General features: G+C 73.8%; 10 protein-coding genes. 2 read left to right on the top strand and 8 right to left on the bottom strand.

Translation table 11 applies throughout. The annotated features are described in order from the left end of the window. Positions 1–123: 123 nt before the first annotated feature. Together ACFXGA_RS12740 and ACFXGA_RS12735 are read right to left on the bottom strand one after the other, a co-directional pair. Complete coding sequence (locus tag ACFXGA_RS12740; protein WP_378087196.1) at positions 124–3,276, bottom strand: translation initiation factor IF-2 N-terminal domain-containing protein; 3,153 nt, start codon at positions 3,274–3,276, stop codon at positions 124–126. A gap of 190 nt (positions 3,277–3,466) precedes the next feature. Next, a complete protein-coding gene (locus ACFXGA_RS12735) occupies positions 3,467–4,210 on the bottom strand; it encodes a TIGR03936 family radical SAM-associated protein (RefSeq protein WP_378087194.1) in 744 nt (247 codons plus the stop codon). A gap of 220 nt (positions 4,211–4,430) precedes the next feature. Here ACFXGA_RS12735 and ACFXGA_RS12730 point away from each other — a divergent pair, with 220 nt between their 5' ends. Continuing rightward, on the top strand, positions 4,431–5,915 hold the full coding sequence (locus ACFXGA_RS12730) for a S8 family serine peptidase (protein WP_378087192.1): 1,485 nt from the start codon (positions 4,431–4,433) through the stop codon (positions 5,913–5,915). Between the two features lie 70 nt (positions 5,916–5,985). On the opposite strand, the gene ACFXGA_RS12725 is transcribed toward ACFXGA_RS12730, so the two are convergent. Genes ACFXGA_RS12725 through ACFXGA_RS12705 form a run of 5 tightly spaced genes read right to left on the bottom strand, consistent with a single transcriptional unit; the run spans position 5,986 to position 11,023 of the window. Beyond that, complete coding sequence (locus ACFXGA_RS12725) at positions 5,986–7,950, bottom strand: TIGR03960 family B12-binding radical SAM protein (RefSeq protein ID WP_378087190.1); 1,965 nt, start codon at positions 7,948–7,950, stop codon at positions 5,986–5,988. Between the two features lie 31 nt (positions 7,951–7,981). Further along, complete coding sequence (locus ACFXGA_RS12720) at positions 7,982–8,392, bottom strand: DoxX family protein (RefSeq protein WP_378087188.1); 411 nt, start codon at positions 8,390–8,392, stop codon at positions 7,982–7,984. A gap of 42 nt (positions 8,393–8,434) precedes the next feature. Beyond that, a complete protein-coding gene (locus ACFXGA_RS12715; RefSeq protein WP_378087186.1) occupies positions 8,435–9,286 on the bottom strand; it encodes an ABC transporter permease in 852 nt (283 codons plus the stop codon). Next, positions 9,283–10,071 (bottom strand): ABC transporter permease, encoded by a 789-nt coding sequence (locus ACFXGA_RS12710; RefSeq protein WP_378087184.1) that lies wholly within the window; start codon positions 10,069–10,071, stop codon positions 9,283–9,285. The genes ACFXGA_RS12715 and ACFXGA_RS12710 overlap by 4 nt, the downstream gene beginning before the upstream one ends. Before the next feature lies 1 nt (position 10,072). After that, entirely contained in the window at positions 10,073–11,023 is a 951-nt protein-coding gene (locus tag ACFXGA_RS12705) for an ABC transporter ATP-binding protein (RefSeq protein ID WP_378087182.1), read from the bottom strand. A 27-nt stretch (positions 11,024–11,050) separates the two neighbouring features. Here ACFXGA_RS12705 and ACFXGA_RS12700 point away from each other — a divergent pair, with 27 nt between their 5' ends. Continuing rightward, positions 11,051–11,641, top strand: a complete 591-nt coding sequence (locus tag ACFXGA_RS12700; protein WP_378087180.1) for a GNAT family N-acetyltransferase — start codon at positions 11,051–11,053, stop codon at positions 11,639–11,641. 48 nt (positions 11,642–11,689) lie between these two features. Here ACFXGA_RS12700 and ndk read toward each other — a convergent pair whose 3' ends face one another. After that, the gene (gene ndk, locus ACFXGA_RS12695) at positions 11,690–12,100 is read right to left on the bottom strand and encodes a nucleoside-diphosphate kinase (protein WP_378087178.1); all 411 of its coding nucleotides are present in this window, start codon (positions 12,098–12,100) and stop codon (positions 11,690–11,692) included. Between the last annotated feature and the right edge of the window lie 68 nt (positions 12,101–12,168).

Here is a 12,168-nt window from a genome sequence, read left to right as displayed (position 1 = left end):
TGGCGCGCTCGCGGGCGAGCCCGCCGCCGGGGGCGGGGGGGGGGGGGGGGGGGGGGGGGGGCGCCCCGCCGCCCCCCCCCCCGCCCCCCCGGGGGGGGGGGCCGCCCCCGGCGGCGTGGTGGATCAGCCCTCCTTGACCGCGCCCAGGGGCGGGCCGGCGGGCCGGGAGGCGGCGCGGCGGGCCGGGCGGCGACGCGTGGTGGTCACCACCGGGGCCGCGGGCTCCGGGGTCCGGCCGTTGAGCGGCTGCTCGGCCGCGGGCTCCGCCTGGGCGGGCTCCGGCTGGGCGGCGGGCTCGGCGGACCGAGCCTGCCCGGCGGGCTCGGGCTGCGCCTGGGCGGCGGGCTCGGGCTGCGCGGCGGGCTCCGGCTGGGCCTGGGCGGCGGGCTCGGCCGGGGTCGTCGGCTGGGCCAAGACCGGGGCGGTGGCCTGCTCCGGCCGGGTCACCGGGGTGCCGGACCCGGACTGGGCCGGCTCGGCCTGACCCGACTGCGCCTGACCGGACTGGGCCTGCTGCGACTGGGCCTGCTCCGACTGGGCCTGCTCCGACCGGGCCTGGCTCGGCGCGGCGGAACCCGACTCGGCCTGGGCCGGCGCGGGCTCGGCTTGCGCGGGCTGGGCCGGCACGGTGCGGCCGGACCGGGTCCGGCTCCGTGCGGACCCCGCCGACTGCGCCCGACCCGGCTCACCCGACTCCGGCCGGGCGGACGCCGACCGGCCCGGCTCCGACTGCGCCGACCCGGCCTCGGCGGGCCGGGGCTGCTCGGTGGGCGCGGCCGGGGTGTCGGCCGTGCCTTCGGACACCGCTTCGGGCGCGGCTTCGGCGGTCGGCTCGGTGGCCGGCTCGTCGCCGTGCTTGACGACGGCCCCGGCCTCGCGGCGGGCGCGGCGGCGCTGGCGGCGTTCGCGCTTCGGCGTCTCCGGCGCCGCCTCCTCCTCGACCACGGCGGCCACCGGGTCCTCCGAGGTCGGCTGCTCGGCGATCGCCTCGGGCTCCTCCGTCGGCTCCACGGTCGGCTCGGCCACCGGCTCCGGCACGTCGACCTGCTTGCCGCGGCGCGACTTGCGGCCGCCGCCCTGCTGCTGTTGCTGCGACTGGCCGCCGTTGCCGTTGCCGTGCGCGTGCATCGGCTCCGTGGTCACGACCAGGCCACGCCCGCGGCAGTGCTCGCAGGTGGTCGAGAACGCCTCCAGCAGGCCCGTGCCGACCCGCTTGCGCGTCATCTGCACCAGGCCCAGCGACGTCACCTCCGCCACCTGGTGGCGCGTGCGGTCGCGGCCGAGGCACTCGGTCAGCCGGCGCAGCACCAGGTCGCGGTTGGACTCCAGCACCATGTCGATGAAGTCGATGACGATGATGCCGCCGATGTCGCGCAACCGGAGCTGGCGGACGATCTCCTCGGCCGCTTCCAGGTTGTTCCGCGTCACCGTCTCCTCGAGATTTCCACCCGATCCGGTGAACTTGCCGGTGTTGACGTCGATGACCGTCATCGCCTCGGTGCGGTCGATGACCAGGTAGCCGCCCGACGGCAGCCAGACCTTGCGGTCCAGCGCCTTGAGCAGCTGCTCGTCGATGCGGTACTCGGTGAACGCGTCGCTGGTGCCCACGTGCTTGCGCAACCGGTCCTGGAGGTCGGGCGCCACGTGCCGCACGTAGGCGTCGATGGTCTCCCACGCGTCCGAGCCCTGGACGATGAGCGCGGAGAAGTCCTCGGTGAACAGGTCGCGCACGACCTTGACCAGCAGGTCCGGCTCTTCGTACAGCAGCTGCGGGGCCTGGGCCTTGGGCGCGTCGGCCTTCTCCTTGATGACCTGCCACTGCGCCTGCAGGCGGGTCACGTCGCGGGCCAGCTCCTCCTCGGCGATGCCCTCCGAGGCGGTGCGGATGATGACGCCCGCGTCCTCGGGGACGACGCGCTTGAGGATGTCCTTGAGGCGCTTGCGCTCGTTGTCGGGCAGCTTGCGGCTGATGCCGGTCGCGCCGCCGCCGGGCACGTACACCAGGAAGCGGCCGGGCAGGCTGATCTGGGTGGTGAGCCGCGCGCCCTTGTGGCCGACCGGGTCCTTGGTGACCTGCACCAGCACGCTGTCGCCGGTGGACAGGGCCTGCTCGATCTTGCGGGCCTTGCCCTCCAGGCCGGCCGCGTCCCAGTCGACCTCGCCCGCGTACAGCACCGCGTTGCGGCCCCGGCCGATGTCGATGAACGCCGCCTCCATCGAGGGCAGCACGTTCTGCACCCGGCCGAGGTAGACGTTGCCGACCAGCGAGCCGCTGCCCGACGAGGTCACGAAGTGCTCGACCAAGACGCCGTCCTCCAGCACGCCGATCTGCGTGCGGTCGCCGCGCTCGCGCACCACCATCGTGCGCTCGACGGCCTCGCGGCGGGCCAGGAACTCGGCCTCGGACAGCACGGGGGCGCGGCGGCGACCGGCCTCGCGGCCGTCCCGGCGGCGCTGGCGCTTGGCCTCGAGCCGGGTCGAGCCGCGGACGCTGCGCACCTCGTTCTGCACGGCCTCGGAGTCGGCCTTGTCGTCGCGGGCGTCGCGGGCGGGCTCGCGGACGTGCACGACCGTGTTCGGCGGGTCGTCCTCGTTCGGCGCGGCCTCTTCGTCGGCGCCGGTCTTGCGGCGACGGCGCCGCCGACGGCGGCGGCTGCCCGTGCCCTCGTCCTCGGCGGCGGTCTCGTCGGCGGTCTCGGCCTCGGCCTCGGCGGCCTCCGCCGGCTCCTCGACCTGCTCCTCCTCGCCGTTGTCCTCGCCCACGCCCTTGCCGCGGCCGCGGCCACGCCGGCCACGACGACGGCGGCGGCGGCCTTCGCCCTCGTCGCCGGCGTCGTCGGCGCCCGCGTGCTCCTCCGCGTCGTCCTCGTGCTCGTCGAGGTCGTCGTCGCGGCTCACCGGGGTCTGGGCGGCCACCGGGGTCGGCGGCAGGAAGACCGCCGAGGGCGGGGCGAACAGCGGCACCAGCGGCGCGACCTCGCGGGCCACCGCCACCGGTTCCTCGGTCTGCTCGTCCACCTCGCCGGTGACGATGTCGTCCCAGTTCAGCAGGCTTTCGGCGACCTTGAGCGCGAGGTCGCGGCTCACGCTGGACTGCGCGCCCTTCACCGTCTCGCCGAGGTCGGCGAGGGCCGCCACGACGTCCTTGCTGCTCGCGCCGAGCAGCTTGGCCAGCGCGTGCACCCGCAGCTTCGCGGGCAGGTCGGCCAGATCCGGGTGTGCGGATGTGGCGCTACCCCCGCCGGCGGCGCCGGCAGGCTTTTCCGTGTTCGACAATGCAGCTCCTCCGCCCCCGGGCGCGTCCCAACCGACGCGGCCGCGCAGGGGCCTCTCTTGTCCACTCACCGCCGCGGCTGGCGGCGGGAATCCTTGCCTCGCGCTGTGGCGCCCGCCCGTGGGGCACGCGGCACAGCAGGTCCGGTAACACTGGTCGACGACGCCGTCAGCGCCGCTCCGCACCGCGCGATCAGACCTCCGCCGCCCTGTCCGGGGCGAGCGGGTCGACCAGGCGGCCTTCCTCGTCCAGCCGCCCCTGCGCCATCCGGGTCGCCTTCGCGGGCACCGGCGGAACCAGGTCGGCGACGACTCGGAGCGCGCTCAGCACGTCGTCGGGTCTCACGGTAGGGGTTGTCTGCCGTACGACCGTCATGAGTATCCCATACGGCTGTGACAAATCCCGTGCATCGTGTCCGGCGTCGCTCGAATGCACGCCGACCTGCGCCTCGACCGCGGCCGACACGATCGCCGGCCGCACGTCCACGATCTTCTTCCCGTCCTTGGTCAGCCGCTCGACCTCGACCGACCCGGACCCCATCAACGCGGTCACGGCGTCGGCGAGCCGCTCCGGCGGCACACCGGGCAGCTCGACCCGCCAGGCGCTCGCCTCGATGCGCTCGGGCAGCGCCCCGCCGGCCGCCTGGACCACCTCGAGCACGTCCAGGCCGGGCGGCAGCACGGCGTCCAGCGCGGTCCGCAGCGCCTCCGGGTCGACCGGGTCGACCACCTGCACCTCGAGGTACTCGGCCTCGCTCGCCACCCCGGTGGGCGCCGCGCCGACCCAGGACACCTTCGGGTGAGGGTTGAAGCCCTGGGAGTAGGCCATGGGGACACCTGCCCGGCGCAACGCACGCTCGAACGTGCGTGCGATGTCACGGTGTGACGTGAACCGCAGCCGACCGCGTTTGGCATAGCGCAGACGCAGCTTCTGCACAGGTGCGGCCGACGGGTTGGGCTGCTGCTGGCGGCTCAGTGCTACTCCCCTGGGGTGCCCGGGTGGGCCGCGGCGGGGTGAGCACCCCGACGGTCCACGCTCCTAGTCCACGAGGACGGTACCTTGGACCTGTTCGGCAGCGTTGCGCTTGTCTGCTCCGCCCCGCCTGGCTACCGTCCGGCACCAGCAGCCCCGACCGGTACAGCCCTGGAGGTCCCCCGTGCCTCTGCACCGCCGCGTCCAAGCGGTCGCGGTCAGCGCGGCGCTGCTCGCGACCGGCTGCCTGCCGTTGGCCGCCCCGGCGGCCGCGGCCGAGCCCGGGTCGCCGGTGACCGCGGCGGACTGCGTCCAGCCCGGCCCGACGCTGCGCTACCTGATCGTCTTCACCCCCGGCACGAGCGCGCCGCTGGCCGAGGCGGAGATCGCCGCCGCGTGCGGCGCGACCGCCCACTACTACCCGCAGATCGCGGTGGCCGTGGCCACCTCGCCCGACCCCGCGTTCGGCCGGCGCATCGGCCCGCACCGGGCGTACAGCGCGCAGCTCGACGGCCTGTCCAAGCGCACCGGCGCGCCCGCCCGGAAGAAGAAGGACGACGAGGCGGGCGGCGCGCGCGCCGAGCAGGCGCCGGTGGACCGCACGGCCGAGCAGTGGGACATGGACCTGATCCGGGCGGCCGAGGCGCACGCGGTGAGCACCGGCAGCCGGGACGTGGTGGTGGGCGTGCTCGACTCGGGCATCGACCCGACGCACCCGGACCTCGTCGGCGCGCTGGACCCGGCGTTGTCGGCCGGCTGCACGACCGGGGTGGCGGACCCGTCGCCCGCGGCGTGGTCCCCGACGACGTCCGGGCACGGCACGCACGTGGCGGGCACGATCGCGGCGGCCGACGACGGCCGGGGCACGACGGGCGTCGCGCCGGGCGTGCGGATCGCGTCGGTGAAGGTCGTGGACGACGCCGGGTTCATCTACCCCGAGTACGCGGTGTGCGGGTTCATGTGGGCCGCCGAACGGGGCATGACGATCACCAACAACAGCTACTTCATCGACCCCTGGGTGTTCACCTGCCAGGACCAGCAGGGCCAGTCCGTGGTCTACGAGGCGGTGCGGCGGGCGGTCGAGCACGCGTCCGCGCGGGGCGTGCTGACGGTGGCGGCGGCGGGCAACGCGGCCGTCGACCTGACCAAGCCGGGCCGGGACGCGGTGAGCCCGACCAACGCCGCGCCGGAGGACGTCCGGCCGCGGCCGGTGGACAACTCGTGCCTGGTGCTGCCGGCGCAGCTGCGCAACGTGGTGGCGGTGTCGTCGGTGGGCGCGAACAAGGTCAAGGCCGGGTACAGCTCCTACGGGCTGGGCGCGGTGGACGTGACCGCGCCGGGCGGCGACCGCCGGCAGGCCCCGGACGACGGGCGGGGCTCGTGCGTGCTGTCGACCGTGCCGGCCGCCGGATACGACTACTCGTGCGGCACGTCGATGGCCGCGCCGCACGTGTCCGGGGTGGCGGCGCTGCTCGCGTCCACGCACCCCGAGGCCGGTCCCGGGGACCTGACCCGCATGCTGAACGCGCAGGCGGAGACGCTGCCGTGCCCGGCGGACTACGACCTCAACGGCACGGGCGCGCAGGACGCCTACTGCACCGGGTACTCGGAGTACAACGGCTTCTACGGGCACGGCATGGTCGACGCGCTCGCCGCCGTGCGGGAGTAGAGGGGCGGACTCGCGCCCACGCGCGGATCCGCCCCCGATCGCCTACGGGAATCCGCAGGTCAACACCCGGTCAGGGCTTCGCCAACGCCGGGTTGCGCACCGGGGAGCCCTTGCCGACCGGCGAGATCGGCAGCAGGGTCCGGCCGGTGGGCCCGACCTCGATGTCGGTGCCCATCGCCGGGCACACACCGCAGTCGAAGCACGGCGTCCAGCGGCAGTCGTCCTGCTCGCGCTCGTCGAGCGCGTCCTGCCAGTCCGCCCAGAGCCACTCCTTGTCGAGCCCCGAGTCGAGGTGGTCCCAGGGCAGGACCTCCAACTCCTCGCGCTCGCGCGTGGTGAACCACGCCAGGTCGACGCCCAGCGGGGTCAGCTCGGCCTCGGCGGCCTGGACCCAGCGGTCGTAGGAGAAGTGCTCGGACCAGCCGTCGAACCGGCCGCCCTCGCGCCACACGCGCTCGATGACGAGGCCGACGCGCCGGTCGCCGCGCGAGAGCAGCCCTTCGATGAGCGACGGCTTGCCGTCGTGGTAGCGCATGCCGATGTTGCGGCCCAGCGCCCGGTCGGAGTTCACCGCCTCGCGCAGCTTGCGCAGCCGCTCGTCCACCGTGTCCGGGTCGCACTGCGAGGCCCACTGGAACGGGGTGTGCGGCTTGGGCACGAACCCGCCGATGGAGATCGTGCAGCGGATGTCCTTGCGGCCGGACACCTCGCGGCCCGCGCGGATGACGTTCTTGGCCATCTCCGCGATCTGGAGCACGTCGTCGTCGGTCTCGGTGGGCAGGCCGCACATGAAGTACAGCTTCACCTGCCGCCAGCCCGCGGCGAACGCCGCGCTGACCGTGCGGATCAGGTCCTCCTCCGACACCATCTTGTTGATCACGCGCCGGATGCGCTCGCTGCCGCCCTCGGGGGCGAACGTGAGGCCCGACCGGCGGCCGTTGCGGGACAGCTCGTTGGCCAGGTCGATGTTGAACGCGTCCACCCGCGTCGAGGGCAGCGACAGGCTGGTGTTCGTGCCCTCGTAGCGGTCGGCCAGGCCCTTGGTGATCTCGGCGATCTCGGAGTGGTCCGCGCTGGACAGCGACAGCAGGCCGACCTCCTCGAACCCGGTCGCCTCCAGGCCGCGCTGCACCATCGCGCCGATGCCCTCGATGGACCGCTCGCGCACCGGGCGGGTGATCATGCCGGCCTGGCAGAAGCGGCAGCCGCGCGTGCAGCCGCGGAAGATCTCCACGCTCATCCGCTCGTGCACGCTCTCCGCGAGCGGCACCAGCGGCTGCTTCGGGTAGGGCCACGCGTCGAGGTCCATCGTGGTCCGCTTGAACACCCGGTACGGCACGCGCTCGCGGTTGGGCACCACGCGCTGGATGCGGCCGTCGGGCAGGTACTCGACGTCGTAGAACCGCGGCACGTAGACGCCACCGGTCTCGGCGAGCCTGGTCAGGATCTCGTCGCGGCCTCCGGGGCGGCCCTCGGCCTTCCACGCGCGGACGAGGTCGGTGATCTCCAGGACGGCTTCCTCGCCGTCGCCGAGCACGGCCGCGTCCACGAACGGCGAGATCGGCTCCGGGTTGAACGCCGCGTGCCCACCGGCCACCACGATCGGGTGATCCTCGGTGCGGTCGGCGGCGTGGATCGGGATGCCGGCCAGGTCGAGCGCGTTGAGCAGGTTCGTGTAGCCCAGCTCGGTGGCGAAGCTGACGCCGAGCAGGTCGAACGCGCCGACGGGCCGGTGCGCGTCGACGGTGAACTGGGGGACGCCGTGCTCGCGCATCAGCCGTTCGAGGTCGGGCCACACCGCGTAGGTGCGCTCGGCCAGCACGTCCGGCTGCTCGTTGAGGACCTCGTACAGGATCATGACGCCCTGGTTGGGCAGCCCGACCTCGTAGGCGTCCGGGTACATCAGCGCCCACCGCACCGCGGCGGCGTCCCAGTCCTTCACGGTGGCGTTGAGTTCCCCGCCGACGTATTGCACCGGCTTGGAGACCCTCGGCAGCAGGGGTTCCAGGGCGGGGAAGACCGACTCGACACTCACGCGACCAGGGTAACGGCAGCGCCGGCGCGAGTCAGAACAACGGTCCGGTGATGGTGAGGCCGAGTTCGGACCCCGGGCCCGCGTACAGGCCGAAGAACATGAGCGCGCCGCCGGCGAGCGCGAGGTCCTTGTTGAACTGGATCATCTCGACCTGCCGGTTCTGCGGGTCGGTCTCCTTCCAGAACGCGTGCATGAGGAACGCCGTGGGCAGCAGGAACAGCACCAGCAGCAGCGCGCCGAGGTCCGCCCACACGCCCAGGAGCAGCATCAACCCGCCGACGGCCATGAGCACGCCGCTGCCGAACGTGGCGGCTTTGGGCGACGGGACGCCCTTGGACGCGGCGTAGCCGGCCATGGCCTCGGTCTGGGTCATGTGGCCGAAGGCGGAGCCGAAGAACAGGAACACGAACAGGATGCGGCCGATGAGTGCGATGACGTCCATGACGACCTCCGGTGCTCGGGGTTCGTCCAGTGTTCAACCGGCTCAGGTCAGCAGCAACTTGCCGAGCCTGCGGGCCGCCAGGGCCACCCCGACGACGGCCATGACCAGGAAGTACGCGACGTGCCCGAGCGCGTCCCAGCCGACGTGCCCGGTGGTCAGGTCCCTCATCAGCTCGATCGCGTGGTACAGCGGGGTGCACTGGACCACCGCCCGCAACCAGCCGGGGTAGACCGACAGCGGGTAGAACGTGGTCGAGAACAGGAACAGCGGCATCACCGCGAGCTGCACCAGGTCGAAGTCGTGCCACGAGCGCAGGAACGTGGCCGCGGCCATGCCGACCGCCGCGAACCCCAGCGCGACCAACAGGCACGCGGGCAGCGCCAGCAGCGCCCACGGCGAGCCGACGAGCCCGAACCCGAGCATGACCACGAGGAACCCGCCCGAGTACAGGCCGCCGCGGATGAGGCACCACGCCGCCTCGCCGACCGCGATGTCGACCGGGCCGAGCGGGGTGGCCAGCACCGCGTCGTAGACCTTCGCGTGCTTGAACTTGAAGAACAGGTTGAAGGTGGCCTCGTACACCGCGCCGTTCATCGCCGACGCGGCCAGCAGGGCGGGCGCGACGAACGCGGCGTACGGCACCGGCCCGTCGGGTCCCTCGACGGTGGTGACGAGCTGCCCGAGGCCGTAGCCGAGGGAGAACAGGAAGAACAGCGGCTCGGCGAACCCGGACACCACCTGCAGCCAGACCCGCCTGCTGACCAGGTAGGAGCGTTCGACCAGGACGTGCGAGCGGCCCGCGTACAGGCCGGGTGGGACGACCCGCAGCAGCAGCCCGGCGCCGGGGCGCGACGGGGCCGGGGCGGGCGGGCGCGTGGCGGTCTCGTGCCTCATCCGGCCAGCCTCCGGCGGAAGTAGCGGCGACCCAGCACGACACCGAGCACGACCAGGGCGGACAGGTACGCCACGTGGCCCAGGGCGGGCAGCGGGCGCAGGGTGCCGAACGTCGCGCCGCGGGCCAGCTCGATGCCGTGCCAGACCGGGGTGGGCCAGGCCAGCGGGCGCAGCCAGCCGGGCAGCTGGTCCAGCGGGAAGAACGCGCCGGTGAACAGGGTCATCGGCGTCACCAGGAAGCGGAGGAGGGCGCTGAACGAGTCGGGTTTCGACCTGGTCGCGGTGTAGGCGACCGTGAGCGCGCTGAACGCCATGCCGGCCAGCACGGCGAACGGCACGGCCAGCAGCGCGGCCGGGCTGGTGATCGCGCCCAGGGCGGCGGCGATGAGCAGGAACACGGCCGCGCCGGACGCCAGCCGCAGCGCGATCCACAGCAGTTGGCCGTGGAGCACCTGGGCGGGCGTGACCGGGGTGGCCGTCACGGCCAGGTACGTGCGCTGCCACTGGAAGGACGAGAACACCACCCAGGTGGACTCGAACACGGCGTTCTGCACGGCGGTCAGCACCATCAGCGCGGGCGCCAGGTACACCAGGTACGGGTGGCCGCCGGTGGCTTCGCCCACCCGGACCTGCGAGCCGAAGCCGACGCCCATCGCGAGCAGGAACAGCACGGGTTGCAGGAAGTTGGAGATGACCGTGGCCCGCCAGTTGCGGCGGTACCAGGTCCAGTGGTGCTCGACCGCGATGAGCGCGGCGCGCCAGGGTCCGACGACGTGGGCGCTCATCTCAGTCCACCAACGTCCGGCCGGTCAGGCGCAGGAACACGTCCTCCAGCGTGCTGCGGCGCACCAGGCCGGACACCGGCCGCACGCCCCGCGCGTGCGCCGCGGACAGCGCCGCCTCGCCGTCGGCGGTGTAGAGCAGCACCCGGTCCGGCAGCACCTCGACCCGGTCGGCCAGGTCGCGCACCTCGGCGGCGCTCTGCTCGCCGGGCGGGAAGCGCAGCTCCAGCACCTCCCTGGTCGAGTAGCGGCGGATCAGCTCCGCCGGCGACCCCTCGGCCACGATCCGGCCGCCGTCCATCACCACGAGCCGGTCGCACAGCTGCTCGGCCTCGTCCATGTAGTGCGTGGTGATGATGAGCGTGACGCCGGACTGCTTGAGCCGGAACAGCCGGTCCCACAGCAGGTGGCGGGCCTGCGGGTCCAGGCCCGTGGTCGGCTCGTCGAGCAGGAGCAGCTCGGGGTCGTTGACCAGCGAGCGGGCGATGGTGAGCCGCCGCTTCATGCCGCCCGACAGGGGCTCCACCTCGGCGTCGGCGCGGTCGGTGAGCTGGGCGAACTCCATCAGCTCCACGGCGCGCTCCCGCACCGCCGCCCGGGACAGGCCGAAGTAGCGGCCGTACACCTGGAGGTTCTGCCGGACGGTCAGCTCGGTGTCGAGGTTGTCCTGCTGCGGCACCACGCCCAGGCGGGCGCGGATGCGGGGGCCGTCGGTGTCCGGGTCCAGGCCCAGCACGCGCAGCTCGCCGCCCGTGCGCGGCGACACGCACGACACCATCCGCATGGTCGAGGACTTGCCCGCGCCGTTGGGGCCGAGGAAGCCGAACGCCTCGCCCCGGCGCACCTCGACGTCGATGCCCCGGACGGCTTCGAACGAGCCGAAGTGCTTGGTCAGGCCCTGGGCGTGGACGAGGGTGGGGGTCACGTGCGTCACGGTAGCGACGGCGTCCGACATTCCCGGAGCCGTTTTAGGGTTGGGGCCGTGGAGATCCAGCTCAGCAAGCCAGCGGTGGCCGACGAACGGCTTCGGGCCGAAGTGCACGAGGTGCTGCACGCCGTGGTGGCCGCCGGGGGCGCGATCGGCTGGCAGGCGCCGCCGTCGCGGGCGGACACCGACGCGTGGCTGGACACCGTGTTCGCCTCCCCGCGCGACGGCGCGCTCGTCGTGGCGCGGGTGGACGGCGTGCTGCGCGGCACGGCGACGTGGCGGCGCTCCGAGAGCGAGGTGTTCCGGCACATGGCCGAGGTGCGGCGGGTGACCGCGCACCCGGCGGCGCGAGGGCTCGGGTTGGGCGCGCGGCTGGTGCGCGCGGTGGTGGAGGACGCCCGCGCGGCGGGGCTGGAGATGCTGACGCTGGGCGTGCGCGGCAACAACCACGGCGCGATCCGGCTCTACGAGAGCCTCGGCTTCCGCGAGTGGGGCCGGCTGCCGAACGTGATCGCGGTGGGCGACGTGCGGTTCGACGACGTCCGCATGTACCTGCCCCTGGGCTACCCGGACGGGGTGGTGCTGCACGGCTCGGCGCCGGGCGGCCTCGGCTCGTCCCCGGCGCGCGTGCCGGCGGGCTCGTAGCACGACGGCCCGGACCCGCGCGGGGTCCGGGCCGTCGTGGCGGTCGGCTCAGAGGTTCGGGAACCAGAGCTTGATCTCGCGCTCGGCCGACTCCGGCGAGTCCGAGCCGTGGACCAGGTTGAACTGGACCTCCAGCCCGAAGTCGCCGCGGATCGTGCCGGGGGTGGCCTTCTCGACCGGGTCGGTGCCGCCGGCGAGCTGGCGGAACGCCGAGATCGCGCGGGAGCCCTCCACCACCAGGGCGACCAGCGGGCCGCCGGTGATGAACTCGACCAGGTCCTGGTAGAACGGCTTGCCGTCGTGCTCGGCGTAGTGCTGCTCGGCCGTCGCGCGGTCCACGACGCGCAGCTCCAGCGCGGCCAGCTTCAGGCCCTTGCGCTCGATGCGGGAGATGACCTCGCCGACCAGGCCGCGGCTGACGCCGTCGGGCTTGACCAGGACCAGGGTGCGCTCGCTCACGGCGGTCGGTGCTCCTTACGTACGGGGTGATGCGACTCGGTCAAGGGTAACCGGAGGGGCGGCGGCGT

It is taken from the genome of Actinosynnema sp. NPDC059335, assembly GCF_042752395.1.
Lineage (GTDB): Bacteria > Actinomycetota > Actinomycetes > Mycobacteriales > Pseudonocardiaceae > Actinosynnema.
This window is presented reverse-complemented; position numbering and strand designations above follow the sequence as displayed.